Source organism: Halobacillus yeomjeoni, assembly GCF_020171525.1.
GTDB classification, from domain to species: Bacteria; Bacillota; Bacilli; order Bacillales; family Halobacillaceae; genus Halobacillus; species Halobacillus yeomjeoni.
Genome location: NZ_JAIVAI010000001.1, coordinates 1 through 26,562, shown reverse-complemented (window position 1 = coordinate 26,562; position 26,562 = coordinate 1). Strand labels below are relative to the sequence as shown.

The following is a 26,562-nucleotide window of genomic DNA, read 5'->3' as shown; positions in this document are numbered from 1 at the left end:
TGAGGTCAATATAAAATTCATTCATCTTCAATCATATAAAATTGAGAGTCAATACACAAGTTTATCTAGTAAATTCCTACCGTCCGTCCATCATATCTTCAATTTGCTGGGCAGATAATAAGATATCCCTTGGCTTACTCCCCTTTTGCTCAGAGATGATGCCATAGTCCTCCATTTGATCAATCAAACGCGCAGCACGATTATAACCTACTTTGAAACGTCGTTGCAGTAAAGAAGCACTGGCACCGTTTTGATTGACGACAAATTGGACTGCTTCATCAAAAAGCTCATCCGTCTCTTCTTCAGAAGATACTTGTCTCATCAATTCTTCTTGATGGAACAAATATTGCGGAGGTGCCATTTTCTTCACATAATTTGTCACTCTTTCAATTTCATCATCAGAAACGAAGGCCCCTTGAATTCTATGAGGCTGTCCTGAACCATTCTCCACAAAAAGCATATCACCTTTGCCAAGCAGCTTCTCAGCCCCGCCTGAATCAATGATTGTACGAGAATCTACTTGAGAAGAAACGCTGAATGCAATCCGGGTCGGTATATTGGCTTTGATAAGACCTGTAATGACATCGACTGAAGGCCGCTGTGTAGCAAGCAATAAATGGATCCCACATGCCCGTGCTTTCTGGGCAATACGGCAAATGGAATCTTCCACATCTTGAGGCGATACCATCATCAAGTCTGCTAATTCATCAATGACGATGACAAGATAAGGGAGTTTTTCGTCCTTCCTACCTTGTTTCATCATCTTCTCATTGTACCGCTCAACATCCCTCGCTCCTTCGTCAACGAACTTTTCGTACCTTTCCTCCATTTCTTTTACAGCCCATTTCAAGGCTGTGGTAGCAGCTTTCACATCTGTAATCACTGGAGAAACAAGGTGTGGCAAGTCATTATAAGGAGCTAATTCAACCATTTTAGGATCGATTAAAAGGAATTTCACATCTTCGTGATGAGCCTTATAAAGCAGACTGACTAAAATCGTGTTGATGCATACACTCTTCCCAGATCCTGTCGCACCTGCAATCAAGCCATGCGGCATTTTCTTCAAATTTGTAACGACGGAGTCTCCGCCAATATCCAGCCCTAAACCAACAGAGAGCGGGGATGAATCATTTTGAAATGCATTCGATTCAAAAATTTCCTGCAGCCCGACCATCTGAGGTTTTAAATTCGGGAGTTCAATACCGACCGCCTGCTTCCCAGGGATAGGAGCTTCGATACGAATATCCTTTGCCGCCATGCTCAGCTTAATATCATCAGCTAGATTGGTAATTTTACTTACTTTGACTCCTGGTTCGGGTTGAACTTCATACCTTGTGACCGTCGGACCTTTCATAGCATTGACTACATTGGCCCTGACATGAAAATGCCTTAAAGTCGTTTCAAGCAACTCCATCTGCTCTTGAATCCAGCTGTCATCTTCGTTTGTCCTCCTGATTGGATCCTCTAAGAGATGAAGGGGTGTTTTGTAGTTTACCCTCTCTTGTGTGCGACGACCTTTTTCGTTCACTAAATCGGTGGGACGATCTTTATTATGTGCCGTTTTTTTTTCTACTGCTTCTTTATTTTTGTTAATATCATTTTGCTGCATATCCCGTGTACGCTTATCACGAGGTGTCATGATGACATTGAAGGGAACGGTTCTTTTCTTTTCTTTAGCTGGTGATTTCTCATCTGATCTTTCTTTTTTCTTATTACTTTGGTCAGATTTAAAGTCTTTGGGATGTGTTTCTTCAGATGTTTCTTCAGATGTTTCTTCAGATGTTTCTTCAGATGTTTCTTCAGATGTTTCCTTATAAACTTCTTCTGTTTCTTCCAGGTGAGTTGAATGATCAAATACCGTATCATCCTTTAACGCAGAATCATCTTTGATTTCAGGGCTGATACCTGATTCTAATTCAGAGCTTTCAGTCCTCCGCTTTGTTGAGTGATGCCTGTCACCAGAGGAAGGAGTTTCTTCGTTATTTTCCTCACTAATTTTTTCCGATTGAAGAGATATTTCTTCTGAGGTCAGGTCCTCAGTATCTTCATTGATTTCGGTTAAGCCCTCTTCAACGATAGACTCAGATTCTTCTTTTACTTCTTCTTCATATGAGTTTTCTTCTTCATGTGGGTCAAGACTTTCAACATTATAGTCCGTTTCATCTAAATATTGAGTTTGTGAAAGATCACCTTCGTCCTCAACTTCATCAGGGAAAGACGACTCTTCCTCGACCTCTGACTCTTCATGAATCTGATGGCTGAATTGATTAAAACTATTATCTATTTCATCATTAACCTGTGTTTCTTCATAACCAAGAGTTTCATTTTCTTCTTGGGAAGACCGGATATTTTTTTCAAGTAAAGAAGAAGTCTCTACTGTTGCTGCTTCTTCGCTTACCAATTGAGTATGCTCGGAACTTTCATCTTTCGTCTGCTCGTCACCAACATTCGGATTATCCGAAGGTTTATGAATATTATTCCCTTCGCTGACTCGACTCCGGAGCCTTCTCCTCATTTCTTCCCACTCTTCATCATTCATACCATAAACTTCTGTTTCCTCATCATTGTCTTCTTCTAAGTTTGAAGAGCCCACAGTACTCTCCAGCTTTTCCAAGCCTACTTTAAGCTGCCTGCTGTGATAACCGTAAATTGGTGAAGGGACATCTGTTGGAGTAAAAGGAACAGAAGAAGTTTCTGGAAGCTCCCTTTTATCCTTGGTTGATTCTCGTTTTGGATTGTTTTTCTTTTCTGTATAATTGTTTACTTCCGGTTGTTGTTTTCTCCTTCTCGGACGCTGCTCTAATTCTCTTTTCGGAGGTTCAGAAGTTTCCTCACTCTTCTGCCTGTCCGGAATTACAGGAAAACGAAATTCTCCTTGTTTCGGATAGCGATATGTCATTTTTGTTTTAGCGTTCATTTCTCTTCTTTCAAGTTCATTCTCAGTTTTTTGGTTTGATTCGTTCTCATTTGAATCAAACCATTGCTTCAATTTATTCTTAAAGTCATTCCACATTACCGTTCACTCTCTTTTCCTATGTAAGTCTTATTGTGGTTACTCTTATTTTAACAGTTTTTTTCATTCCTTTGGTTTACAATCTTTTTAAAAGTGACTTTAGGATTAGTTAGTAATTTTCAACTATGATTAGATGACTTATCACAGAAAATAGATATCTCTCCTCCCCCGCCCTATTTACACAATCATTTAGTAAAAGGCTCTGTTAATGCTTAGTGTTGTTATTTAACATGTGAACTTACATCAACTAGTGCCGTAAAAGGAGTAGTGTGAGGCGGACTAGGGAATGGTGAGACTCCTGCGGGAATAAAGAACAAGGGGAGACCCCGGAGAACGAAAAGTTCGAGGAGTCTAAAGCGTCCCCCCACGGAAAGTGGACTGTCTTCCCTTCCCTCCCACACTCTGATATCAAAACTGACTGAAAAAACCCCCACGCCAAGTCTTGTATGAAATCATTTGAAATATCAACAACAGACTTTAACAGAGACTGGTAAAATAAACAGCAGCCTTTAAGAAGACCGGACAAAAAAAAGCAAAGCAGTTTCCACTGCTTTGCTTCGAATATGAATCTTATACTTCAAACTCCTGGCCGACTTTATAATCATCTTCAAGAACTAAGATTCCTTTTTCTTTAGGAGCATCAGGAAGATTCAATTCTTTTGCTGAGCAAATCATACCGCTGGAAGGGACACCACGAAGTTCAGCGTCTTTGATTTTCATTCCGCCAGGCATGGTAGCCCCAACTTTAGCAACCACGACTTTTTGACCTTGATCTATGTTAGGTGCGCCACAAACGATCTGCAATGTTTCATCACCCACGTCCACTTGGCAGACACTCAATTTATCAGCGTTCTCATGAGCACCTTTTTCTGTCACATAGCCAACGACGAATTTAGGACTCAAATCGAAATCCAGCACATCATTCAAACCATTTTCAGAAAACAAGTCTTTGATTGGTGCAAGCATTTCTTCAGTCAATCTCATTTTTCCTTGACCATCGATATTAAAATACTTGGACGCGTTGAAAATGTTATACCCAAGAAGAGAACCATCGTTCACATCTGTGATTTTCACTACGTCTCCATATGATTCGTGACTTATGGAGTTCTTTTCTCCCTCTTTGATAGGAATAATCAAAACGTCTCCAATGCCTTGTTTATTGTAAAACACATCCATAGCTTAATCGTCCTTTCGGTTTTGTTTTGGTTTTTTCTGTGCAAGGATAAAAATCGGCTCCAACTGCTTATCTTCATATAGGAAAGATAAGGAAGTAATTGGAATTGTTCCTTCTGCAAAGAATTTCATTGCCATTTGAGCTAAAATATCATATCCTTCCGGGTTCTGGACATCCGCAAATATAATAACGTCCTGGTGAGGGATGCTGATTGCCAGTTCTCCTTTGCATTCCGCTTTCAGCTCTTCTAAAACAACTTCATTCAGGATCCGACTTGCATCGTACCCATCTTGAGTGGAATGGAAATAAAAGTCGTTTCCGTAAACGGTGTCTTTTTTCATTTCCACTGGAAGAGAACGTACGTTGAAGCTTGCCACTTCTTTCATGCGTTCAATGGTCCAATTTTCCTTCTCAAGCATCCCTTCATCGATCAATTGATACGACTTCCCAAGGTCCAAGGCATAATAAATCCTTGTTTCTGCGGTATGGTCGGTATAAACCAGTTTCTTTCCACTTTCGGTCTCAGTAGGAAAGGAAGCAGCACGAATGACAGGGAAGATATGTTGTTCTTTCCCGCTCAAGTGATGGGTCTGGTTCATCACCCTGAGTGCCTCTTGAACATGATCCTCAAGCTCGTCCAAGGCTTCATCCCCACGTGCTTCGTACTTTGATATCACGTTCGGGAGTGTGATGGTGATTCCTTCTCCAGAATCACGCCACTCAATTCTGAATGTATCTTTGTCACGATTGTAATGAGTTTTCCATTCATCGTTTTTCAACCGCTCTTCTAATTTTTTCTTCATTTTGATACTTGTCATTTTCATTGTTTTTCCTCCTTAAACAGTTGGAAGAAATTTAGTTCTTAATTCCATCAGCTTTTTAGTTTCCACGTTTACCCTACCTCATTATACACATTGATTCGTCTATAAAAAAGTAAACAAGCTGTGCAGTCGCACAGCTCGTTCATTTGCTTACTTTCGTTAAGAATTCTTCAATTTGTTCAGGCGTTTTTCTCTCCTTACCAACGTATCTGCCAACTTCCTCACCTTCATTAAAAGCGATGAAACTTGGTATTCCAAATACATCATACTCTGAGCAAATATGGATGAATTGATCCCGATCGACATAGACAAACGTCCATCCGTCAAATTTTCTTTCTAACTCTGGAAGCACTGGATCGATGACCCGGCAATCAGGGCACCAATCTGCTGAAAATAATAAAATGGTGGGTTGTTCCTGTATCAGTTCCTCTAACTGTTTATCAGATTCTAAAGTAATCATGAGGTCACCTCCACAATCATTTTAGCACAGGCTCACTCATAATCAATCTTCATGTCTCCTGGTTGAATCAACCCTTTTTTCAAAAGTCCCAAATAGACTATATAACTGATGACTGCAGGGGCAAGGATGTGTAATACCAAAATGGTACCAGCAATCTGCCATGAAAAGCCCATCGACTCAAAGGTCATGATTTGCCCGACGAACCCACTCGTACCCATTCCTGCTCCCGGTGCATTATTTTCCATAGCCAGCCATACAGACGCAAATGGTGCCAAAACTGCTCCAGCTATGGTAGGAGGCAGCAGAATAATCGGCTTTTTCACGATGTTAGCCACCTGAAGCATAGAGGTTCCGATTCCTTGTGCAATAAAGCCTCCAAATCCATTATCCCTGTAGCTGATCGTAGCGAACCCAATCATTTGGGCCGCACAACCGACAGTAGCAGCTCCAGCAGCAATTCCTTCAAGTGATAACATTAAAGCGATGGCTAAACTTGAAATGGGAGCTGTCAATGCCAGCCCCATCAATACAGCAACTACAATCCCCATAATCAGCGGCTGCTGCAGGGTCGCCCAATTAATAATCGTTCCTAGCCCGGTCATGAACCCACCAATAGGTGCTCCAATAAACGACCCTATGAAGAATCCAACCATAATAGTGGCAAAAGGCGTCAAAATGATATCAATCTTGGTTTCCTTACTTACCAGTTTACCAAATTCAGTGGCAATCAATGCTGCTATGTAACTACCGGCAGGCCCTCCTGCCTCAGCTCCAAACGCACCACTGAACAACGAAGCGAATATGACGAGGGGTGGCGCTTTTAAACCATATGCAATTGCAGCACCTATAGCCCCTCCCCAAATTTTCGTATCCATGGCGAACGTTCCCATTTCAATAAGGGATCCCGACAACATCCCAAGTTGAACCTGCTCACCAATCGTTTTCATGATCAATCCGATAATTAAAGAAGAAAATAATCCTAATGCCATATAACTTAAAGCGGTGATCAAATATGCTTGTACAGTAATATGTACTCCTTTTTTCTCTAAAAAGGCCTTCACGCAAATGTCCCCCTTTTCATCTACTTAATTTTATACATAATGGTTACAGCTGTAAACACACTGAAAATATATTTGTTCATAAATTCACAGGTTCAGTTATCGTTTTCATTCTATTGTGTTCTAAAACAGAAAGTTCTATAATTGTGGAATGCAAGCGAAATTTCTGAAAATTTAAAGGGGGAATTATATGCATTCAATAAAAAGCAGGGTGCGCTTTATCCTTTACCTATCCATGGTAGGTATACTGGTTTTGATCGGCTTTTCTACATTCTTCATTAATAAACAAGCCCATTTATCAGAAAAGAGCCACACACTGCAAAGCGCTTTTACAGATAGTCAGGAAATAATGCAGTTGATGACAAGCACCATGCAGCTTCAAAACCAGTTCTTCAGCCAACCAAACCAGGACAACGCTGAAGGTGTTAAAGAAGCGATTCAAACGGTAAACAAGGCTTCTTCCATTTACGCCGAGAAATATGAGACTCATCCTGAAATCGCAGGCCAGTTCTCAAACATAAATGAAAGTACAAAGAATTACATAAATGAATTAGGCCCATTAGTCAATATGTATAAGCTCGTTGGATTTTCAAACGATGAAGGGATGTATAAGTTCATAAATCAATCTTACCAAGAATTCAATTCTCTTATCACAACGGTCGGGGACTCCGGTCTGAAAAGTAAGTTACTTGAATTAAAAATCAATGAGCAAGCCTTTTTGAACGCCCCTTCTGAAGGAAACTTAAATGAATTCAAACAAAGTGCAGACGAATTCAAGACATCGGTTCAATCACTCGCTTTAAGTACAGAAGAATCTCAAGCTCTTGACCGCACCCTGCTTAAATACGGACAGACGTTGACTTCAATGAATAATACATACAACCAGGCAGAAAATATCCGCACTTCTTTCGAAGGTATTGCCTCTAACGTAACTGAACAAGTGAATCTTGTTAAAACTACTTCTGAAGACCTCCTTGCTCAAAACACAGAATCACAGGATAATTTGAAGCAGGGAATTTTCATCCTTCTTGCAATCTTAGGAGTAATAATCTTATTAACCTTATACATTACAGGCACATTGCTTACTCGTTCGATTTCTAAGTCTATCATGACTTTAAAAGAAGGGGCGTCTACTATAGGGGACGGTAACCTTTCACACCGGATCCACACCCATTCTAAAGATGAAATGGCAGAATTGGCAGAGCATTTCAATGATATGGCAGAACGAATGGAAAACTCAGTAAAAAAAGTTTTAAGAGCGACTGGTATCTTGAATACCTCTTCTGAACAATTAACCGAAGTATCAGATCAAACAACAGAGCAGGCAGAAGAAGTGAATGAGGCAATCAATCAGGTTGCCATCGGCTCACAGGATCAAGCTCATAAAATAGAAGAGAGCCATTCATTTATGAGTCAAGTGGCAGAAGCAATAGATAATACGAAGTCGGCTGCAATGGATATCGGCAAGAAGCTGGATGAAGCTGAAAAGGTTAGTCATGATGGCTTGAACACCGTCAATCGTCTTGAGCATACTTCCAGTTCCTTTATTCAATTAGCTACACATATGTCGTCAGAAGTGAGTATGGCTGCTCAACAATCTAAAGAAGTCCGAAAGATTGTAGAAACGATAGAAAGCATAGCGGATAATACTGACCTTCTTGCCTTGAACGCAGCTATTGAATCAGCGAGAGCGGGGGATGCCGGACGTGGTTTCGCTGTAGTAGCTGACGAAGTAAGAAAACTTGCAGAACGGTCAAAAAATGAAGCGCAAAGCATTCAAATATTGGTTGAGAACATGTCTTCACAAATGGAACAATTGAATAAAGAAGCAGAAGAATTCAATGTTTTCAAAGAAACCCAGAATGACGCAGTCACACAAACGAAATCTTCTTTCCACAAAATCACTGAACATGTCAAAGATATCAATAAAGAAATTGTTCAAGTGACCGAGGCAGTCTACAACGCTGAGGAACTGAATGATGAGGTAAAACAACGTTTACAAGAAATCAGCATCATTTCTGAACAGGCAGTAGCGACAGCTGAGGAAGTAGCTGCTTCCAGTGAGAACCAAGTCCATTCCATTGAACAAGTGAATCAATCATCTATGAATTTACAAGCATTGTCCCAGGAACTTTCTTCAGAAGTAAGTCAATTCAATATCAAAGAATCAGATGATGCTGATACTCAGATAGACGAAGAGCCCTCCAGGTACTTTGAAAACACAGAACGCGTTTCTTGACTACGCCCACTTAAGACTGGACAGAAACCTGGCAAAATACCATACTGGAATTATCCGGATTTTTAGGAGGTTTATTAATGGAGTTAACTGTATACTTAGCTGGTCAAATTCATGATGACTGGAGAAATGAATTGAAAGAAAAAGCAAGGCAGAAGGATTTACCTCTTCATTTCGTAGGACCTCAAGAAAATCATGAACGCTCGGACAATATCGGAGAAGACATCCTTGGTGAACAACCGAACTCCATCCACCGCGATGATGCTGCTTCAAGCATCAACAACTTCAGGACAGAAGTCCTTTTACAGAAGTCTGACGCAGTAATTGCATTGTTTGGAGAGAAATATAAGCAGTGGAATACAGCAATGGATGCGAGTGCAGCGATTCAACTAAAAAAACCTTTGATTTTAATTAGACCAGAATCTCTCGTACATCCTTTGAAAGAACTATCAAATCAGGCAAATGTAACCGTGGAGACGATTGATCAAGCCTTAGAAGTACTAGCGTACATCTTTGAGTAAAAAAAGGTGCAGCCCTTCTTAAAAAGGGGCTGCACCTTTTTCAATATTACTGTTGTAATTCCCATTGGCCGCGAAGCAGCTTTACTACATGTGCAAACATTTCTTCACGTTGGATACTTCCATTAGTAAAGATACCGATCGCACCTTCATTTTTCCGCACATCGTTTTTGTTGGCAAATTCATCCATGACTTCACCAAGCTCTTTACCTTTTTCTAAATCCGCTTTTATTTCATCTGGTAAAGGGATGCGGGCACCACTTGCGGTATAGACATTTTCTTTACTATCTACTAATGCACCCCAATTGCATAGGTAAAGGTCACCTTCAATTTCCATGACCCCGCCTTCCAACCCTATGCCTAAATCACATTTATCAAAAAAGGCACATTCACGAGCTCGGTTGATTGCACCCTCCAAAGTCTCATCGTCTGAGAAAGGCTGTGCAGCTACCTTGGACTCGACGTCCATACCAATGACTTCATATTCAGAAAATACCCGCTTTACAGAGTCAATCTTAGTAGGGTTTTGAGAACCTACATAAATTTTCACCATACTATGCACCTTTCTCCTATATTCATTAATGATAATCATAGCATAAAGTCACGTGTGCTGACACCAGCTACACGTGACTTTCAAAATATTATACGTTTTGTCTGATCAGGTCAACCGTATTTTGATCTGTTGTTTTGACAAGATGGACAAGAAGCTCTTTAGCTGCCGCATAATCATCGACATGGATGATCGAAGAAGATGTGTGGATATATCGGGAGCAAATGCCGACTACAGCTGATGGAACCCCATTATTTGCTGTATGGACACGTCCTGCATCCGTACCACCTTGAGAGATGAAATATTGATATGGAATGTTGTGTGTTTCAGCCGTATCTAAAATAAAATCTCTGATTCCATTGTGAGTGACCATAGATTTATCTAATATACGTAAAAGCGCTCCTTTGCCTAATTGGCCAAACTCTTTTTTATCTCCACTCATATCGTTGGCCGGTGAAGCGTCCAATGCGTAGAAAATGTCTGGGTCAATCATGTTTGCTGCTACTTGAGCTCCACGTAGCCCCACTTCTTCCTGGACAGTGGCACCGGAATACAGTTTATTCGGCGTCTTTGTTCCTTGAAGCTCTTTCAGTAATTCGATCGCCAATCCACACCCATAACGGTTGTCCCACGCTTTTGCTAAAATTTTCTTCTCATTGGACATTGGAGTGAACGGACAAATCGGAACGATCGGCTGGCCAGGTTTGATGCCGATTGATTCAGCATCCGATTTATCATCAGCACCGATATCTATCATCATATTTTTGATTTCCATCGGTTTCTTTCTTTGTTCCGGTGTCAAATTGTGAGGAGGGATTGAACCGATCACACCAACGATCGGACCTTGATCTGTGATCACCTGCACCCGCTGAGCGAGCATGACCTGGTTCCACCACCCTCCCAATGGTTGGAAGCGAAGCATACCATTTTCAGTGATTTGAGTCACCATGAATCCCACTTCGTCCATGTGCCCTGCAACCATGACTGTCGGCCCTTTTCCATTACGTACACCAAACACTCCGCCAAGGCGGTCCTGGACGACTTCTTCTGAGTATTTCTCAAGCTCCTGCTTCATAAACTGACGGACCAAATGTTCATTAGCAGGTGCGCCTGGCAGTTCTGTTAACGTCTTAAAAAGATTTTTTGTTTCTGTATTCATTTTATGTACATCTCCTTTTTATGCGTCTTCTTCTATTTTAACGGACTTTTGAAACCGTTTCTACTTATCTGATAGTTATGTTTTACATTTCCTTTTATCGGGAATTTTTAGTATACTGAATATTAGAAATAAATGTTTTGAGGTGATGGTTTGATGAATTGGAAAAAAGTAGCGATCGCCGCTGGTGTAGGAGCATTGGCAGGCTATGTAGTCAAAGAGCAAATCAGCAACAAGCAAGGGGTTACACCCGAAAAGGCTTTGAAAATCGCTAAAGAAGCATTTAAGAAGCAGGGACCTATCAGTGGTTCATGGATTTACATGAAACCAGAAGAGTTGAACAAAAACGGAATAAACTACGATGTTTATCGTGGAGGAATTTCCAAAAATCAAGATGGTGAGACATCACAATTTGAATTTTACATCGATACAGAAACAGGAACAATCGTCGATGTAGCAGAAACAACTGCATAAACTTGAAACTCCCTGTCCTTCCTAGGACAGGGAGTTTTTTTATCCTTGATTGTATGAGTAGGTTTCCCGCTCAACTTTCTCAAGGATTTCGCCATTGGTATCGAATTTTAATGCTCGGTAGTAAGCATCATGATAAAACGTATACCAGGCTTTTCTTTCATATCCATAATTCATCCATTTTTGTTTCTCATGTACAGACGTGACTGGAAAATCATCATAAGCGAGCGCCCAAAGGACATTTTGGTGCGCATGAGTCGGCATAATATCTGCCATATGGATAAAAAGTTTTTCCTCATCCTCAAATACGATGATGGAATGACCATCGCTGTGACCACTTGTGTGAATCATTTGAAGTCCGGGTAGAATTTCTTTTGAATCTTCATAGGTATGTACTTGATGTTCAATCGGTTTCCAATTCGATTCCCAATAGGTGTTCTTGGAACGTATATTCGGATTTCTCATCTCCTGCCACTCCGTCGAACTGGTGTAGATCTCAGCATTAGGAAAAGCAGGAACAAGATCCTCCCCCTGCCACATAGTAAGCCCACAGGCATGGTCGAAGTGGAGGTGAGTCATGAGCACAAGATCAATGTCATCACGAGAAAGCTCTAATTTTGTCAAAGAAAGATCAATGGACGATTCTTCCTTTACTCCGAAATTTCTTTTCTGTTTCTCGTTCACTTTCCCATTTCCCATACCGGAATCTATCAATATTTTTTTGCCATCCAACTCCAATAATATCGGGTCGGTTCTCAATTCAATTTGATTCTTCTCATTGACGGGATATTTTTTACTCCATAAAGGCTTCGGTACGACTCCAAACATAGCTCCCCCATCCATATGGGTAACTCCACCATTCAGCCAAGTTAATTTCGCGCGGCCAATTTCCATCATTTCCACAGTCAACACTCCTCCGTTACAAATATAGCTCTAGTCTACCATACAGACCAGAGCTATTGTAAACGCTATCATGTTGTGAATTTTACTTTACATCTGTAAATCGGCTGTCCTTTGGCAGAAAACTTCTCTTCATACTCAGTAGGTACGTTCAGAGGATCTTCATCTGCATGCAAATCGACGGAAACGTCTTCTAAAATCATTCCATATTGTGAAAAACTGACTATTGAATATTCAAAGAACCCTTTATTATCTGTCTTAAGCGTGATTTCTCCGCCTGGTTTTAGAACTTCTTTGTATTGGTCAAGGAAAGTGTGATAAGTCAACCTTCTTTTTTCGTGTCTATTTTTGGGCCATGGATCTGAGAAGTTCAAATAAATGTGATCCACTTCATTCGTCTCAAACATTTCTCTGAGATCTTCAGCATTTTCATTCACCAACCGGACATTATCCGTCTCAGCCTGTTTCACTTTTTTCAAGGCACCGACAATCACACTTTTGACAATCTCGATTCCGATGAAATTTATTTCCGGATGCTGCTTTCCCATCCCAGCAATGAACTGGCCTTTGCCTGAGCCTATTTCCAGGTGAAGCGGCTGCTCTGGTTTATTGAACTGATTATTCCACTTCCCTTTCCATTCAAACGGCTCTTGAACGACGATATGATCGTTCTCACGCATAAAATCGTCTGCCCAAGGTTTATTTCGTAAACGCATGTTCCTAATTCCTCCTTCATATCGTTCAGCTATGTTAAATGACGCAAATGGCTTTTATTCCCCATCTATACGAAGTCAGGGTCCTATCACTCGTCTGACCAGCTGACTTTCCTTGCTCATATCACTTCAACACTTGATTCAGAAAACTTATCGTTAAAATGTTACCATGAAGTCGATTGTAATTAAAACTTTTTATAAAAATCTATGCATCCACGCGCATACAGACATAAATCCACCTTAAGGTAATGATATGGAAGTTATTTCTTTTACAACGTATATATCTGTCTTCTACCTACAAATATAAGATAATTGAAGGGTTGGGTTGTAAGCGTTTTCCGAGATAAGATAGTATACGTGCATTGATATTGAAACGGAGGGATTTTTAAATCCATGAAAATGATTCTTGAAACATTGATTCTTGCTACGTTCTCCTTGCTATTTGCCGGTTATGCGATGTTCATTTACCCGTTTGAGAAGTTGAATGAAAAAATGAGTTCAGAAGTCAGAGAGAAAAAACTTAAATATACACCTACAATCTCATAATAATAAAGAAACAACCATCGGCTGACCGATGGTTGTTTTTTTAAGCTCATATGATTCCATGTTCCGTCATCATTTTTTTAAGCTTTTCTGTGCGGACGTCAGCTTCTTCATATTCGCCCCTCATTTGATGCCATTGAATGAAAGATAAAGCTTGAGAGGTTGCATACCAGATCATCCGTTCATATAAGTGAGAATTTGGCTCAATTCCGTATTCCATCAACCACTTCTCCCAATCTTCTTCAGGAATATAAGAATAAAGCAGCATTCCTAAATCAAGAGCAGGATCTGCAACCATGGCATTATCCCAATCGATCAAGTAAAGTTGATTATATGACGATAATAACCAGTTGTTGTGATTGGTATCACAGTGACATACGACATGTTTATCATGGTGGATATTATCAACCTTGTTCTCAAGGAACTTGATTGCTTTATGAATTTCTATTCTAGAATCCACACGATCAATATATTTCTGATTTTCAATCAGGTCTTTCAACACTTCATCAGGTGATAAGGGATGCTTCCCAAGCCTCATCAACATATCCAGCAGTTCTGAGGAATGATGGATTTTACTCAATAGAGCGGCCACACGTGGATGCTTCATTTCTTCAGGCTTCAATTCTCTGCCTTCAAGCCACTCTTGAGCTGTAATCACATCTCCATTTTCTAAACGTTTGGTCCAAACAAGCTTGGGCACAATTCCTTCGGCTGAGAGCACAGCAAGAAATGGAGACGAATTTCTTTTTAGAAATAAACGTTTCCCCTCTGTCTGAGCATAATATGCTTCTCCTGTAGAGCCGCCTGCTGGTGTAACCGTCCAATCATTTCCAAGTATATGTTCCAACCAATTCACCTTCAATTCCTCAAATCTTCCTGTGATTTCTTCATGTCGTTTATCTAAATACTATTATATACTACTTTGGTCATGTTCCAAAGCGCATTTCCCGTACAATTCACTCACCTTAAATTAGATTAACTTATTTTTCTACTAACTTTCAAGAAATAACTTTTATCCGATCAAAATCGCTCTTTGATGCTCCCCTGTTTGTATGGTGCATTCAGAGCAGCTTCCTACCTGCCCATCCACCTGATACACCAACGGATGAGGTGAAGATATTTTTACACTTTTCGCCTTAATTTGAGTGACTTCCTTGAAGATCGTGTGTTTTCCAAAAAACACGGTTACAAATAATAATAGCAGCTTCCATTTTGAAATCGGTCCGACAATGAGTACATGGAAATAAGGTTTACTGATATCTGCCCCGGGTGCAATGTTCATCCCTCCACCATAATAAGGAGAATTAGAAATAGTGACCATCATAGATTTCTTAATCGACCTTTTAACACCATCTATTTCCATATCCATTTCAATCGGTTTATAGTTCATCAAGCTTACTACCAATGCGATCGGGTAGGTGAATGGTCTTACACGAAACCGTTTGATCCATCTCCGGAATGAAGGACGGTTGGCATACGAAGCTACATACCCGTCAAGCCCAAAGCCTATACAATTCATAAATAAACGAGTTCTCTGTTGGCTGCTTTGCCTGTTGGAAAACTTTCCAGTATAAATCATCTTTTTCTCTGAGGATGTAATCAACTTCCTGAAAAGATCCACCCCTTTGTCGGACTGACCAATCCCTCGTGCGAAATCATTACCGGTACCGACAGGGATGAACCCAATAGTAATATTGGAATGCTTTCTTAAGCCGTTTAAAACTTCATATAAAGTTCCGTCTCCTCCGATAACAATGACACATTTGATAACATCATGGTGAATGGCAGCAACTTGCTCTGCAACACGCTCCGCATGCCCTTCGTATTCAGTCAGGAACGTCCGGCAATTCTTCTTTTTGAATAATTCATCTTCTTTTAACTGCTCGAATAATTGCTTCCCTTTCCCCGAACCTGCATTTGGATTGATGATGACGATGTACAATAAGCATTACTCCTAACGAAAGTCCATTATTATTCTATTATACTGGTAAAACATACGTTTGTCTTTCTCTTTTCCATACATCCACCGTGAATAGAGGAGACAGTAAAGTTAGCAATTTTGTAAGAAAAAAACAGAGAAGAGGCAGAGGCAGCGGTGCGAAACGGGAAAAAGCTCAGAGTAAACTCCGAGCTTTAGCTATAAATCTTACCACTCTTCATATGTACTTTCTTCTTCAATATCCCATTCTGGTCTTTTGATGGCGGACGTGTGACAATGCTTCAATAAAGACTCTGCTGTTTTCAGCTGAAGATGTTTTAAAGGAGACCCGTCTTTCCGTTTCTTTTGAAACCATGTGTCATACTGCTCTCGTCCAATAAATTCTGTCATATAAGGTGTTTGCACTTCTTTAAAGGAAAGCTCTGGTGCTAACACAACTTTTTTATAAGGAAAATCCAGGTCATAGGTTTGAAGTACACTTTTCACATAGGTCTCCGTCCGCCTCAGCGCAAGAAGAGGATTCAGGATTTTCGACCCAATGCCGTTCTGTTCAATATGCCAACTATGATTATTTGAAGGATGGACGATTGTCCCCATCGGCATGTCTAAATAGTGAATGATTTCAATTCCTAAAGGACCGATCAATATGGTGTTTGCTTCCAACTTCGCTTTCTTGATTTCAACGGTAGGTTCGTACATGACAAAATATGTATCAGGGAACCTTTGAAGGTAATACATCAGGCGTTCATCGCTATAATAGACACGGTCTACAAAAGACTTCTTTCTTAATGTTGTAGATGCCCATTTCAATTGAAAAGGGTACAATCCATTTAAAAAGTACTGTTTCAATTCATGGATGTCTTGAGGCTGGGCTCGTTCTCTTTGGTGTGAGGCTTGTCGGTTTCCGGACTCCTCTTCCTTTTGCCTTTGAAACAATTTTTTAAGCTTTTTTTTCTCAAGCGGGCCTTCCTCAGCAGCAGCTTCTCCATAGGATTGTTCCAAGGCCCCCTGCATAAATAAGTGATGGATTTTTTTCCAGTTTTGTTTCTTCAATCGAATATACTGCGAAGGATACTGATAGATATTCGATTCATACCTGGAAATGTAATCGCTCAGTTTTATCAATTGAGCCAATATTACCTTTCTCCTTTCAAAGGAATATCAGAGACAACCTCATATTTATTGAAACGCTTTGGATGTATTTGGAATATCGAAAAAGAAGAGACTTTGAGTTCAAAAGTATCCTGAAAAATGGATGGTTCTCCTGTGGCCACAAGTGGAGACTCTCCCCCCAGGTTCTTTTTAGCTATGGTGACATGAGGGTGGTAGTTTCGTTTTTCCTTTTGAAACCCTAATGCTTCCCCAATCTCTTCAACTTTTTCTTTGATTTCCATCAATGGAGCTTCTTTTGTTACATCAGCATAAAAAACACGTGGCTGTTCTTTATTCCCAAAGTAGCCAGCCGGACCGATCTGGAGGCAGAATGGGTGAGGCCAATGTTGTTCTTCCAACTTCTTTTTATAGGTTTCCACGTCTTTTTCTGAAGCAGAACCTAAAAATTTCAACGTGATATGAAAGTCTTCTGGTGATGTCCATACCTTATATTCCAACGATTCTGCCAATTTTTTCTGCCATTGAATCAGACTATCTTTAATTTGTTCGCTGACACGTATTCCAATAAAGTAATGACTCATGCTGTCAACTCCTTCCTGGAAGAATTTGTCCACCTATTGACTTTAAAAACAAGTAAAATTCCTAAGAAAGTCATTCCTGAGAAAAATCCATACATCCCATTTACACCCCAGAAGTCAATGACGACTCCCCCAAGAAAAGTAAATACAGCATTCCCAAGTCCATTGCCCACAGCCGAATAGATACCGACAGCTGTCGCACGGACGTCATCAGGGGCGAGCTCACGTATAAGGAGTAAAGCGGCAGGAATATACAAACCCACCGATATACCCTGGACAATGGTAGTTGCATAGACTACTTCGGATGAGGGTTCGAAATAATAGAGCAGCCAACGTCCGCAGGAAACAGATGCACTGAAAATAATGACGAATATGATTCCGAAACGATTGATGATTTGTTGAGAAAACTTCATGAAAGGGGCTTCACTTCCAGCCGCCAGCAAAAATGCCAGACCGACTCCTGATAACGTTCCCCCGACCGATAGTATGAACGTTCCAAAATAATAGTTATTTGCCAATACCGGTCCAAAAATTAAAAAGGTCGACACTAAGAAAAGTAAAAAAGGCTTTTGTTTGATTAAAATCTTCAACCCTGTTCGAAAGGAAACTGAAACCTCATCCGCTCTTTTAGGAAATTGAAGCAATGAGATTATGGAAAGAAATAAAGCAAGTGAGAAAAAGTAAAAAATCCAGCTTAAAGAGCCGGTGTGATCGGTTACACGTCCAACGACAAAAACCGCAACTGCAAATCCGATTGCGCCCCATAAGCGGATGTTTCCATACTCTTTATTGTTTTTCTGCACAAAACTCAATGACAAGCTATCTGATAAAGGAACGATTCCCGATTGGAACATAGCAAGACAGATGATACCGATTAAAAGGGTGGGGAATATCTGCATCCATGGGTAGATGAGCCCAAACATTGATGCAGCAAGCGCAGCAATTATCAGAAGAAGTTTAGGCCGTCTTGTATAATCACTGATCATTCCCCATATAGGCTGCATAAATATGGTCAATAAAGGAAGAGCTGATAATACGATTCCGATTTGAGTGTGATTCAGGCCTTTTTCCTGTTCCAAATATACGGACAACAGTGGAAAGAGAGCACCGAATCCAAAAAATGCGAATAAATAAAACATCTGAATGAAGCGGTATGTTTTTTCTGTCGTTGATTTAGCCATATTGTCGACCTCTCTATTTCGTTAATTCGTACAAAGAAGTAGCGTATATTTGGATTGCCGTCATCATATCAGAAAGTCTCACATGCTCGTCCTTTTGATGAGCTGTGTCAGGGCTGTCATTGAACAGGGCACCGAATGCCACCCCTGATTTTAGAGAACGGGCGTACGTTGCTCCTCCGATTGCTATGGCTTCTTCATTTTTATTAGTCACATCATTATAAACTTTTAATAGTGTCTGCAGGAACGGATGATCTTTTTCCATATAAATAGGCTTCAAATGATCATAAACAGAAAACTCTCCTCCCAGATTTTCAGTGAATTCCTTAAGAGTAGAAACGATTCTTTCTCCCTCAGACGTAACTGGGTAACGCAAGTTCAAACCTACCTTACATTCCTGGTCATCCATGGATACTGACCCTAAATTCAAAGTAAGCGCACCGGAGGCTTCGTCGGACATTTTCAAATCAAGTCCGCTTCCCGCTGAATCTGTGAACGCTTCATGCAGCTTATGAATCAGCTCACTTTGTCCACGGCTCAAACGTACCTTCTTCAAAAATTTCAACAACCCTACAACTGCATTCACTCCATTCTCCGGCTTACTTGCATGAACCGATTCCCCGTATAGAGTAAGTTTGTAGATTCCTGATTCATTTCCTTCTTCTGCCGTTCCTTCAAACTTATCCTCTTCCAAAAAACTATGAAAATCACTTCTTATATCCGTATTGGACTTCACGATTGCTACAGCTGCATCCGGAACCATATTCAAACGATCCCCACCATTGAAAGTGAGCACCTTTACAAGGTCCTCATTCTCTTCTGATGAGAATGGGAACGTCATATAGCTGTCAAGCAGTCCTTTTTCAGCATGAATGACAGGAAACGATGCATCAGGAGAAAAGCCATACGAAGGCATTTCTTCTTTATTAAAATAATACTCCATTCCTTTCCAGTCCCGTTCTTCATCTGTTCCAACGATAAGACGAATCCTCTTCTTAGGTTGAAAACCTTGATCTTTCAATAATTTCATAGCAATGTAAGCTGCCATGACCGGCCCTTTGTCGTCTTGCGCTCCTCTGGCATATAACTTCCCATCTCTGATTGTTGGTTTGAAAGGAGGAGTGGTCCAGCCGTCTCCAGCCGGAACGACATCAAGGTGACCGAGAACCCCTATTAACTCTTCTCCATCTCCATACTCGATGTGACCCGCCTGTCCATCAATATTTTTGGTAACAAATCCATCTGCCTCTGCAATGGAAAGCATTTCATTTAATACATCATCGATGTGTCTGCCATATGGAAAGACGTCACTCTCTTCATAGACACTTGGTATAGATAAAAGTTGACTCACCTTTTCTATAAACTCACTTTCATAATTCAGAGAAAGATCTTTGATATTCATGAAGACGCTCCCTTTCCTACAATTTTTTCAAATGTTGGTCTATCACAAACCGCATAAAGTTCTGCTTCTTTTGGAATCGGTTCGTCTAACTTCCGATTGATTGCTAAATCATTGCGGTCTGAAATCAAAGTAGCCCCTTCGTCCAACAACTCTTGAAAAGCATCCCGATATATAGTCCAGTGATTTCTCAAGGGGATATGATATAAGTCCTCTCCGACCGACCTTCTCAACAGCTGACCGTATATCTTTGAAACACCCTTCCGAAAAGCGGAACGAACTGCCAGCGAAGAAATCGTCTCGTTTGAAACGATAAATTCATCAATCTTAGCATGCATGAAGTTCTTGATATGTTTTTCTTCCATTATTTCTACAACCGTATGCACTTCAGGAGCAAGTGCCTCTATAGAAGAGGAAATCAATAACGTTTTTCCATCTACCATCTGATCAAAGCTTAACCGCTCATCGGCGAAGATAAGTACAGATCGTGCCTCTTTGACATTCGCTTTTTCCAACGTATTTAGATCTGATCCATCCCCTTTTATGTAATGGATATTATCTTTGAGAATCGGCGCTTCCTTTAATTGATCAATAATGACGATGTCACAAGAAGAATCTGTCTCTAACATTTCCTGTACAGCAAATTCAGCCTTTTGTGACCAGCCAATTATGATGAAATGTCCACTATCTTTGTACACAATATCACCCTCCAGACGTTTTTTTCTAAATACAGCCATACCATCTATGATTTTCCCAATCAATACACCGACCAATCCTATCCCGACAATATACAAGAAAATGGCTATGAGTCTACCGCCCATGGTCTGAGGATAATAATCCCCATACCCAACGGTCGTCACCGTGGTCATGACCCACCAGAACCCATCAAATACGGTTGGAAATGTATCATTTTCCACAAGAACGATTAAAATAGAACTGAGTAAAACAAGTACTGCACTTGAAATGAAAAGGACGGTGTTGTTAAGCCTTACCATTTTAAAGAAAAACCTTCTTAAAACTGTCATTTGCACGCCTCCTTCATTTGATTTTATGTAAATTCGGTGAATTATCTGTAAAATCTGAACATAAGTATAGATTACCTATCGACAGTATTGTAAAATGAAATCAACTTCATAGAGTCACTTGCCCACAATTTCCAAACACTGATATTAAGGAGTGGTTTTTTGAATCATCCATCTTCCCGCATGCTCAATCGTATCAAAGCTGTGTACCTGTATATAAGAGATACAGGGCCGGTAACGACAAATGAGCTCGCTGATCAATTCGGAATCACGGATCGAACTATGCAGAGGGATTTGAGCATTTTGGAATACAACGGTCTGGTCTCGAGCCCGCACCGTGGAAAGTGGACTGCTACTGAAAAAAAAGTTAAAATATCATAAATAATAATACATCACCCGGAATCATAGATCCGGGTGATTTTTTGTCTATTCTAAGTTTGTTATGGACAATAAGTAGTCAATTTCTTCATCCGTCAATTCTCGATATTCCCCTAAATCCAAGTCAGGATCCAACTCAAGATCCCCCATCCGGATACGCTGCAGATAGAGGACTTTTTTTCCAACAGCTTCGAACATACGTTTAACTTGATGGAATTTCCCTTCTGTAATCGTCAACTCGATTTCAGATTGTTCATCAGATGAAAGAATTTCAAGTTCAGCAGGCTTAGTTTTATACCCGTCATCCAAGGTGACTCCCTTGGTGAACAAGCTTACATCCTCTTCGGTTACCTTCCCTTGAATAACTGCATAATACGTTTTCCCGACATCCTTCTTCGGAGAGGTCAACTTATGAGCAAGTTTTCCATCATTCGTAATCAGAAGGAGCCCTTCAGTATCTTTATCCAATCTTCCTACAGGAAACGGCTCAAAGACCAAATCCTCAGGCTGCAGTATATCGATCACTGTTGTATCATGTGCGTCTTCAGTAGCCGAAATCAAATCTCCCGGTTTATTCATCATCAAGTATATGAACTCGCGGTAATCGACTTCCTCTCCCATAACAGTAACCGAATCTTTCTCTGGGTCAATGTGAGTTTTAGGACTCTTTTCAGGTTGTCCATTCACTCTGACGTTTCCGCCTTTCAACAACCCTTTCACTTCTTTTCTCGTTCCGTAACCCATATTTGCCAGTAATTTATCAATTCTCATATAAGTCCCCTCCTTTTACGTTCGTTTTAAAAATTTATCCAAAACCCTTATGCGTCCACCCAACAGACGTTCGAGCAATGTTGTTTTATAGATTAGGACTAAATACACAATTCCACCTGTGCCAATGCTGAAAATCAGTACAACCAAGGCATCCAGACGATTCTCTATCGGATTAAGGAACAGCATCATCAGCCATTTCACTAAGAACACACACAAAGCCATGATGGCAGTAAGGATCATTACAAGTAATGTCCGTTTATATAATTGTTTATAAGAAAATTCAATGGCACTGAAAATTCTCCACAAGTTCAATATGACGGCAGCCGCCACTCCGACTCCCGTTGCAATAATGGCTCCTTTTGCTCCAAACATCATTATGAACCAAGTATTTAAGGAAATTTTCAATAAAATACCTGTTCCCAAGCTGATGACCGCAAAATTCTGTCGGTTGATTCCCTGAAGAATCGAAGACGTAACAGTGTATAAAGCCAGGAAAAGACCTACTGGGGCATACCAACGCAGGAGGTTCCCTTTAAACTCTACTTTGTCTACACCATAGAATGTTCCATACGCTTCAATAGCGACGACAGATAATCCTACCACAGCAGGAATAATCAACAAAGCGACAATCTGCAGTGCTTGGTTCACCTGGTTATTCAATTGTTTCATATTATTTTTCGTGAACGATTGAGTAATTGCTGGTAAAAGGGCAAGAGAGAGTCCGATGCCTAATGTTACAGGTATCATCACTAACTTGTGACTCAAGAAATTAATGGCAGAAAAGGCCCCTTTAGCCTCTTCACTTAAACCAGCCGCCTGCATCGCTTTATAGAAAGTAAATTGATCCACCACTTGATAAAGAGGAGTGGCAATCCCTACTAATATGAATGGTCCAGCGTAACTGAACAATTCTTTGAACATTTCTTTTGTTGTAAGGCCGTACGTATATTCCTGCTCTTCCAATTGGCGGTCCAGGTATGGCTTTCTTTTTCGCCAATACCTATACAAGACGACACATGAAGCAATACCACCAATAAAAGCGGCGAATGTAGCGAACCCGATCGCTTGAGGAAGAGGTCCTTCCAACATCTGATAGATGACAAATACTGAGGCAAGCAAGAAGATGATTCTTACGATCTGTTCAACAACTTGAGATACCGCAGTAGGAGCCATAGACTCGTACCCCTGGAAAAAGCCTCGTGTGATACTCATTGGTGGAATGACCAGTAATGCAAAGCTGACCATTCGAATAACCATGGCTCCATCTTTTACTAACTCTTCGTTACTGCCAAACGTCTGCATAGCGATTCGTTCAGCAGAAAAGAATAGGAATAGAAAAGCAAGGACGCCCATGATTGCCATCAGCTTTATACCTGCACTCAACATCCTCCGACCTGTTTCGTAATCTCCTAAGGAATTATACTTTGAAACAAACTTAGAGACCGCCACAGGAACCCCCATGCTTGATAAACTCAATAAAATAGTATAGGGAATGTAAGCGATAGAAAACAAGTCTGTTCCTTCCTCTCCCACCATATTTTCAAATGGGACAGTATAGATCATACCAAGAAATTTGGACAGGAAAGTTCCTGCAGTCAATAGTAGTGTACCTTTTAAAATCTTCGACATATTTATTTCTTCACCTTCATAATCATTGTAGAATCGACCCCATCTATTTTATCATAGATAGGGGTAGAACAATGAATCGAACGGTAGAAAAAGAAAGGAAGAACCTCATGACGTATCAAGTAACCATCATAGGTGGAGGCCCCTCAGGGCTGATGGCTGCCATTGCAGCAGCAGAACAAGGGGTTAAAACCCTCCTTATAGATAAAGGAAACAAATTAGGAACTAAATTAGCCATATCCGGTGGAGGAAGGTGCAATGTAACGAACCGACTGCCGGAAGAAGAAGTGATTAAGCATATTCCAGGAAACGGAAAGTTTTTGTACAGTCCTTTTTCTGTGTTCAATAATTATGACATCATCGACTTTTTCGAGAGCTTGGGTGTGGCGTTGAAAGAAGAAGACCACGGCCGCATGTTCCCTGTGAGTAACAAAGCCAAAGACGTGGTACAAGCTTTACTCAACCGAATGGATGAGTTAAATGTAGAAATCAGAAAAAAGACCCCTGTAGAAGCGATTCATTATGGGGATGAAGGACATCAAATCATATTACAATCGAACGAAAAGATTACTACGAAATCCGTCATTATCGCAGTGGGTGGGAAAGCAGTCCCCCACACAGGAAGCACAGGCGATGGCTATGCATGGGCTAAAAAAGCAGGGCACACGATAACAGAATTATTCCCTACGGAAGTACCGCTCATTTCCAACGATCGATTTATCAAGAATAAGACACTCCAAGGGTTGTCTTTACGGGACGTAGATGTTTCTGTCATGAACCCAAAAAACAAACGAATCGTCACTCACAGAATGGATATGTTATTTACTCACTTCGGCTTATCAGGTCCAGCGATACTCAGGTGCTCTCAATACGTCGTGAAGGAATTTATGAAGGGGCATAAGCCTGTAATCATTGAAATTGACGCTATGCCTGACAAGAAAGAAAATGAGTTATTACAAGAAATCATAGAGTCTACAAACGATCAATCGAAAAAAACCTTCAGAAATGTAATGAAGGGTATCGTTCCTGAACGTTTTCTGGATCACTTACTGGAACTGATTGAAGTCAGTCATGAAGAAAAAGCTGCCAATATTTCCAATCAAAAGATACAATCGCTTGTAACCCACCTGAAACACTTCCGCATTCATGTTGTAGATACACAGCCCATTGAAAAAGCGTTCGTAACAGGTGGAGGAGTTTCAATCAAAGAGATCATACCGAACACCATGCAGTCTAAATTAATGCACGGCCTTTACTTCTGTGGTGAAATCCTTGATATCCATGGCTATACAGGTGGATACAATATCACATCTGCTATGGTTACCGGACGTGTGGCAGGGATGCACGCAGCGTGGGAATCCATGGGTTAAAATAAAATGAACGACGAAATAAAAAATCGAGAAGCATTATAGGCTTCTCGATTTTCTTTGTTGATATTCTCTTTCTCTTCCCAACTCCCGGTTAATCAGTTCCTGCATTTTTTCTCTATCCTCTTTTTGAACCATAGGATCATCTGCATGCCAATCCAGCGTGTACACGATATAAAAACGCCTTATTCTCCTGAAATAAATCGTAGAGTTAGGGAATTTGTCAAAATAGCCCCGCACCATTTTCCTTCTTGAATAACTCCATCTTACAAGTTCGATTTGAAACCCCTCCGAACATATATTCGCATCAATTATAACGAGAAAATGAAGGGATCACAAGCTTTACTTACTCAATAACTTTATTATCGGTTTTTGCTTATGCTTCAAGCTGTGTGTATATTGTTCCTTCATTCGTCCCGAACTTTATGTGAGTGAATAGCGGCCGATCCAGCATAAAAGATATCTCTGTTTATTAAGAAAAAACAATACCACCCTCTAACCGAACACGGCTTACCAAATAAACACGAGTCCCATAAATGCAAATAATAGACTGCAGCTAATGTATAAATACCCGTATACTCTTAAGGCTTGATAAGAATTTGTCAGCCCAAAGATTCCTACAAATGCCAGCCAAAGGATAATAGATATATAGAGAATATGTTGAAATAGAGAGATGCTTTCCCCTAAAGATGCCAAATAAAACCCTATCGGAATCCATACGAGCATAATCGCATACTTCCAATTTAAATATGTATTTCTTTTTCGTTCCAACTGCACCATGTATAACACCTCTTTGAATAAGATAGGAATTCCACAGCATGTTCAATGTGTCTATGTTTATTCATAGAGATTTTCTTTTTTTTGCTTTCTCTATGATTTCTTTAATAAAGGGTCCTTTTTTCTTCGTATATGTAGATCGTTCAAATGCATAGGAAGATGCGAGCCTTTCTTTTATGTTCGATCCCTGAAATTTCATTTCCGACCTTGTTTTTAATCGCTGTTTTTTCTTTCTCAAATAATTCAGGCCACTCATCTTGGTAGTCCATCAGTTGCACTTTATGGTTCGACATCGACTCCCACCTTTAATTTTTTGGCTTTGTTAAAATCTATTGTTGATATACCTTCATAACAACAACAAGCATGAACAGAAACTTTTTTTTAAAATGGAGATAGCTACTATCTTCAATATAAAGGAGTAGGATATGTTTTCCAAATGAAAAGATTAGTATCTTTCAAATATAAAAAAGCCTTTGGAAATATTTCCAAAGGCTTCTGTGATGTGGCAGCGTCCTACTCTCACGGGGATCGACCCGACTACCATCGGCGCTGAAGAGCTTAACTTCTGTGTTCGGCATGGGAACAGGTGTGACCTCTTCGCCTTCACCACCACATCGTATTTTATTCTGAGGTAAACCCTCAAAACCGGATAAGGAAAACATTTCAACGGTTGAACCAATTACGCTTTTCACGAACGATTAAATCAGATAGATAAGTCGTCGATCTATTAGTATCCGTCAGCTCCACGTGTCACCACGCTTCCACCTCGGACCTATCAACCTCATCGTCTCTGAGGGATCT

Annotated in this window: 25 protein-coding genes and 2 rRNA genes; 6 read left to right on the top strand and 21 right to left on the bottom strand. The window is 40.4% G+C overall.

Annotated features, from left to right (window positions below):
- Positions 1 to 76: 76 nt before the first annotated feature.
- The 5 genes from LCL89_RS00135 to LCL89_RS00115 all read right to left on the bottom strand — a co-directional run bounded on the left by LCL89_RS00135 (position 77) and on the right by LCL89_RS00115 (position 6,529).
- Positions 77 to 3,013: a DNA translocase FtsK gene (locus tag LCL89_RS00135; protein ID WP_224807034.1), complete on the bottom strand. Its 2,937-nt coding sequence runs from the start codon at positions 3,011 to 3,013 to the stop codon at positions 77 to 79.
- Between the two features lie 570 nt (positions 3,014 to 3,583).
- Positions 3,584 to 4,189 (bottom strand): YtpR family tRNA-binding protein, encoded by a 606-nt coding sequence (ytpR, locus tag LCL89_RS00130; RefSeq protein ID WP_224807032.1) that lies wholly within the window; start codon positions 4,187 to 4,189, stop codon positions 3,584 to 3,586.
- A 3-nt stretch (positions 4,190 to 4,192) separates the two neighbouring features.
- On the bottom strand, positions 4,193 to 5,011 hold the full coding sequence (locus LCL89_RS00125) for a DUF1444 domain-containing protein (protein ID WP_224807031.1): 819 nt from the start codon (positions 5,009 to 5,011) through the stop codon (positions 4,193 to 4,195).
- A 139-nt stretch (positions 5,012 to 5,150) separates the two neighbouring features.
- Positions 5,151 to 5,468, bottom strand: a complete 318-nt coding sequence (locus LCL89_RS00120) for a thioredoxin family protein (protein WP_197316746.1) — start codon at positions 5,466 to 5,468, stop codon at positions 5,151 to 5,153.
- A gap of 32 nt (positions 5,469 to 5,500) precedes the next feature.
- Complete coding sequence (locus tag LCL89_RS00115) at positions 5,501 to 6,529, bottom strand: PTS transporter subunit IIC (protein WP_224807030.1); 1,029 nt, start codon at positions 6,527 to 6,529, stop codon at positions 5,501 to 5,503.
- Positions 6,530 to 6,716: 187 nt separating this feature from the next.
- Here LCL89_RS00115 and LCL89_RS00110 point away from each other — a divergent pair, with 187 nt between their 5' ends.
- A complete protein-coding gene (locus LCL89_RS00110) occupies positions 6,717 to 8,765 on the top strand; it encodes a methyl-accepting chemotaxis protein (protein WP_224807029.1) in 2,049 nt (682 codons plus the stop codon).
- Positions 8,766 to 8,842: 77 nt separating this feature from the next.
- The gene (locus tag LCL89_RS00105; RefSeq protein ID WP_224807028.1) at positions 8,843 to 9,283 is read left to right on the top strand and encodes a YtoQ family protein; all 441 of its coding nucleotides are present in this window, start codon (positions 8,843 to 8,845) and stop codon (positions 9,281 to 9,283) included.
- A 46-nt stretch (positions 9,284 to 9,329) separates the two neighbouring features.
- Here the strand turns inward: LCL89_RS00105 and LCL89_RS00100 are convergent, their stop codons facing one another.
- Together LCL89_RS00100 and LCL89_RS00095 are read right to left on the bottom strand one after the other, a co-directional pair.
- Positions 9,330 to 9,830 carry a DUF84 family protein gene (locus tag LCL89_RS00100; protein WP_224809491.1) on the bottom strand — a complete coding sequence of 167 codons (501 nt, stop codon included), beginning with the start codon at positions 9,828 to 9,830 and terminating at the stop codon, positions 9,330 to 9,332.
- 91 nt (positions 9,831 to 9,921) lie between these two features.
- Entirely contained in the window at positions 9,922 to 10,989 is a 1,068-nt protein-coding gene (locus LCL89_RS00095) for a M42 family metallopeptidase (protein ID WP_224807027.1), read from the bottom strand.
- Positions 10,990 to 11,142: 153 nt separating this feature from the next.
- Between LCL89_RS00095 and LCL89_RS00090 the strand changes: the two genes are divergently transcribed.
- On the top strand, positions 11,143 to 11,460 hold the full coding sequence (locus LCL89_RS00090) for a PepSY domain-containing protein (RefSeq protein WP_197316751.1): 318 nt from the start codon (positions 11,143 to 11,145) through the stop codon (positions 11,458 to 11,460).
- Between the two features lie 39 nt (positions 11,461 to 11,499).
- Here LCL89_RS00090 and LCL89_RS00085 read toward each other — a convergent pair whose 3' ends face one another.
- Positions 11,500 to 12,360 (bottom strand): YtnP family quorum-quenching lactonase, encoded by an 861-nt coding sequence (locus tag LCL89_RS00085; protein WP_224807026.1) that lies wholly within the window; start codon positions 12,358 to 12,360, stop codon positions 11,500 to 11,502.
- 68 nt (positions 12,361 to 12,428) lie between these two features.
- Positions 12,429 to 13,073 carry a tRNA (guanosine(46)-N7)-methyltransferase TrmB gene (gene trmB, locus LCL89_RS00080; RefSeq protein ID WP_224807025.1) on the bottom strand — a complete coding sequence of 215 codons (645 nt, stop codon included), beginning with the start codon at positions 13,071 to 13,073 and terminating at the stop codon, positions 12,429 to 12,431.
- Positions 13,074 to 13,463: 390 nt separating this feature from the next.
- Between trmB and LCL89_RS00075 the strand changes: the two genes are divergently transcribed.
- On the top strand, positions 13,464 to 13,616 hold the full coding sequence (locus tag LCL89_RS00075) for a hypothetical protein (protein WP_197316754.1): 153 nt from the start codon (positions 13,464 to 13,466) through the stop codon (positions 13,614 to 13,616).
- Positions 13,617 to 13,662: 46 nt separating this feature from the next.
- Here LCL89_RS00075 and LCL89_RS00070 read toward each other — a convergent pair whose 3' ends face one another.
- The 7 genes from LCL89_RS00070 to LCL89_RS00040 form a co-directional block, all read right to left on the bottom strand.
- Positions 13,663 to 14,469, bottom strand: a complete 807-nt coding sequence (locus LCL89_RS00070; protein WP_318245606.1) for a phosphotransferase family protein — start codon at positions 14,467 to 14,469, stop codon at positions 13,663 to 13,665.
- Positions 14,470 to 14,625: 156 nt separating this feature from the next.
- Complete coding sequence (locus LCL89_RS00065) at positions 14,626 to 15,555, bottom strand: diacylglycerol/lipid kinase family protein (protein WP_224807017.1); 930 nt, start codon at positions 15,553 to 15,555, stop codon at positions 14,626 to 14,628.
- A 204-nt stretch (positions 15,556 to 15,759) separates the two neighbouring features.
- A complete protein-coding gene (locus LCL89_RS00060; RefSeq protein WP_224807016.1) occupies positions 15,760 to 16,686 on the bottom strand; it encodes an NERD domain-containing protein in 927 nt (308 codons plus the stop codon).
- 2 nt (positions 16,687 to 16,688) lie between these two features.
- Entirely contained in the window at positions 16,689 to 17,246 is a 558-nt protein-coding gene (gene thpR / locus LCL89_RS00055) for an RNA 2',3'-cyclic phosphodiesterase (protein ID WP_224807012.1), read from the bottom strand.
- A complete protein-coding gene (locus tag LCL89_RS00050; protein ID WP_224807011.1) occupies positions 17,243 to 18,424 on the bottom strand; it encodes an MFS transporter in 1,182 nt (393 codons plus the stop codon). Before LCL89_RS00050 ends, thpR begins: the two co-directional genes overlap by 4 nt.
- Before the next feature lie 13 nt (positions 18,425 to 18,437).
- On the bottom strand, positions 18,438 to 19,823 hold the full coding sequence (pepV, locus tag LCL89_RS00045; RefSeq protein WP_224807010.1) for a dipeptidase PepV: 1,386 nt from the start codon (positions 19,821 to 19,823) through the stop codon (positions 18,438 to 18,440).
- Complete coding sequence (locus LCL89_RS00040) at positions 19,820 to 20,845, bottom strand: potassium channel family protein (protein WP_197316760.1); 1,026 nt, start codon at positions 20,843 to 20,845, stop codon at positions 19,820 to 19,822. Before LCL89_RS00040 ends, pepV begins: the two co-directional genes overlap by 4 nt.
- Positions 20,846 to 21,004: 159 nt before the next feature.
- On the opposite strand from LCL89_RS00040, the gene LCL89_RS00035 reads away from it, so the two are divergent.
- Positions 21,005 to 21,223, top strand: coding sequence for a DeoR family transcriptional regulator (locus tag LCL89_RS00035; protein ID WP_197316761.1), 219 nt, complete (start codon positions 21,005 to 21,007; stop codon positions 21,221 to 21,223).
- A gap of 45 nt (positions 21,224 to 21,268) precedes the next feature.
- Here the strand turns inward: LCL89_RS00035 and LCL89_RS00030 are convergent, their stop codons facing one another.
- Positions 21,269 to 21,991, bottom strand: coding sequence for a pseudouridine synthase (locus tag LCL89_RS00030; protein ID WP_197316762.1), 723 nt, complete (start codon positions 21,989 to 21,991; stop codon positions 21,269 to 21,271).
- 15 nt (positions 21,992 to 22,006) lie between these two features.
- Positions 22,007 to 23,620 (bottom strand): putative polysaccharide biosynthesis protein, encoded by a 1,614-nt coding sequence (locus LCL89_RS00025; protein WP_224807009.1) that lies wholly within the window; start codon positions 23,618 to 23,620, stop codon positions 22,007 to 22,009.
- 107 nt (positions 23,621 to 23,727) lie between these two features.
- Between LCL89_RS00025 and LCL89_RS00020 the strand changes: the two genes are divergently transcribed.
- Positions 23,728 to 24,987, top strand: a complete 1,260-nt coding sequence (locus tag LCL89_RS00020) for a BaiN/RdsA family NAD(P)/FAD-dependent oxidoreductase (RefSeq protein ID WP_224809489.1) — start codon at positions 23,728 to 23,730, stop codon at positions 24,985 to 24,987.
- Positions 24,988 to 25,904: 917 nt separating this feature from the next.
- On the opposite strand, the gene LCL89_RS00015 is transcribed toward LCL89_RS00020, so the two are convergent.
- The 3 genes from LCL89_RS00015 to LCL89_RS00005 all read right to left on the bottom strand — a co-directional run.
- Positions 25,905 to 26,054: a GrpB family protein gene (locus LCL89_RS00015; RefSeq protein WP_197316764.1), complete on the bottom strand. Its 150-nt coding sequence runs from the start codon at positions 26,052 to 26,054 to the stop codon at positions 25,905 to 25,907.
- Between the two features lie 207 nt (positions 26,055 to 26,261).
- Positions 26,262 to 26,375: ribosomal RNA gene (gene rrf / locus LCL89_RS00010) — 5S ribosomal RNA — on the bottom strand.
- A 93-nt stretch (positions 26,376 to 26,468) separates the two neighbouring features.
- Positions 26,469 to 26,562, bottom strand: a 23S ribosomal RNA gene (locus LCL89_RS00005); the annotation flags it as partial.

Coding starts and splice junctions, on each gene's coding strand:
- ytpR (WP_224807032.1), bottom strand. CDS start 4,189: ATGGATGTGTTTTACAATAAACAAGGCATTGGAGACGTTTTGATTATT.
- LCL89_RS00105 (WP_224807028.1), top strand. CDS start 8,843: ATGGAGTTAACTGTATACTTAGCTGGTCAAATTCATGATGACTGGAGA.
- LCL89_RS00095 (WP_224807027.1), bottom strand. CDS start 10,989: ATGAATACAGAAACAAAAAATCTTTTTAAGACGTTAACAGAACTGCCA.
- LCL89_RS00075 (WP_197316754.1), top strand. CDS start 13,464: ATGAAAATGATTCTTGAAACATTGATTCTTGCTACGTTCTCCTTGCTA.
- LCL89_RS00040 (WP_197316760.1), bottom strand. CDS start 20,845: ATGACAGTTTTAAGAAGGTTTTTCTTTAAAATGGTAAGGCTTAACAAC.
- LCL89_RS00050 (WP_224807011.1), bottom strand. CDS start 18,424: ATGGCTAAATCAACGACAGAAAAAACATACCGCTTCATTCAGATGTTT.
- LCL89_RS00110 (WP_224807029.1), top strand. CDS start 6,717: ATGCATTCAATAAAAAGCAGGGTGCGCTTTATCCTTTACCTATCCATG.
- thpR (WP_224807012.1), bottom strand. CDS start 17,246: ATGAGTCATTACTTTATTGGAATACGTGTCAGCGAACAAATTAAAGAT.
- pepV (WP_224807010.1), bottom strand. CDS start 19,823: ATGAATATCAAAGATCTTTCTCTGAATTATGAAAGTGAGTTTATAGAA.
- LCL89_RS00125 (WP_224807031.1), bottom strand. CDS start 5,011: ATGAAAATGACAAGTATCAAAATGAAGAAAAAATTAGAAGAGCGGTTG.
- LCL89_RS00135 (WP_224807034.1), bottom strand. CDS start 3,013: ATGTGGAATGACTTTAAGAATAAATTGAAGCAATGGTTTGATTCAAAT.
- trmB (WP_224807025.1), bottom strand. CDS start 13,073: ATGCGTTTACGAAATAAACCTTGGGCAGACGATTTTATGCGTGAGAAC.
- LCL89_RS00025 (WP_224807009.1), bottom strand. CDS start 23,620: ATGTCGAAGATTTTAAAAGGTACACTACTATTGACTGCAGGAACTTTC.
- LCL89_RS00015 (WP_197316764.1), bottom strand. CDS start 26,054: ATGTCGAACCATAAAGTGCAACTGATGGACTACCAAGATGAGTGGCCT.
- LCL89_RS00020 (WP_224809489.1), top strand. CDS start 23,728: ATGACGTATCAAGTAACCATCATAGGTGGAGGCCCCTCAGGGCTGATG.
- LCL89_RS00030 (WP_197316762.1), bottom strand. CDS start 21,991: ATGAGAATTGATAAATTACTGGCAAATATGGGTTACGGAACGAGAAAA.
- LCL89_RS00090 (WP_197316751.1), top strand. CDS start 11,143: ATGAATTGGAAAAAAGTAGCGATCGCCGCTGGTGTAGGAGCATTGGCA.
- LCL89_RS00120 (WP_197316746.1), bottom strand. CDS start 5,468: ATGATTACTTTAGAATCTGATAAACAGTTAGAGGAACTGATACAGGAA.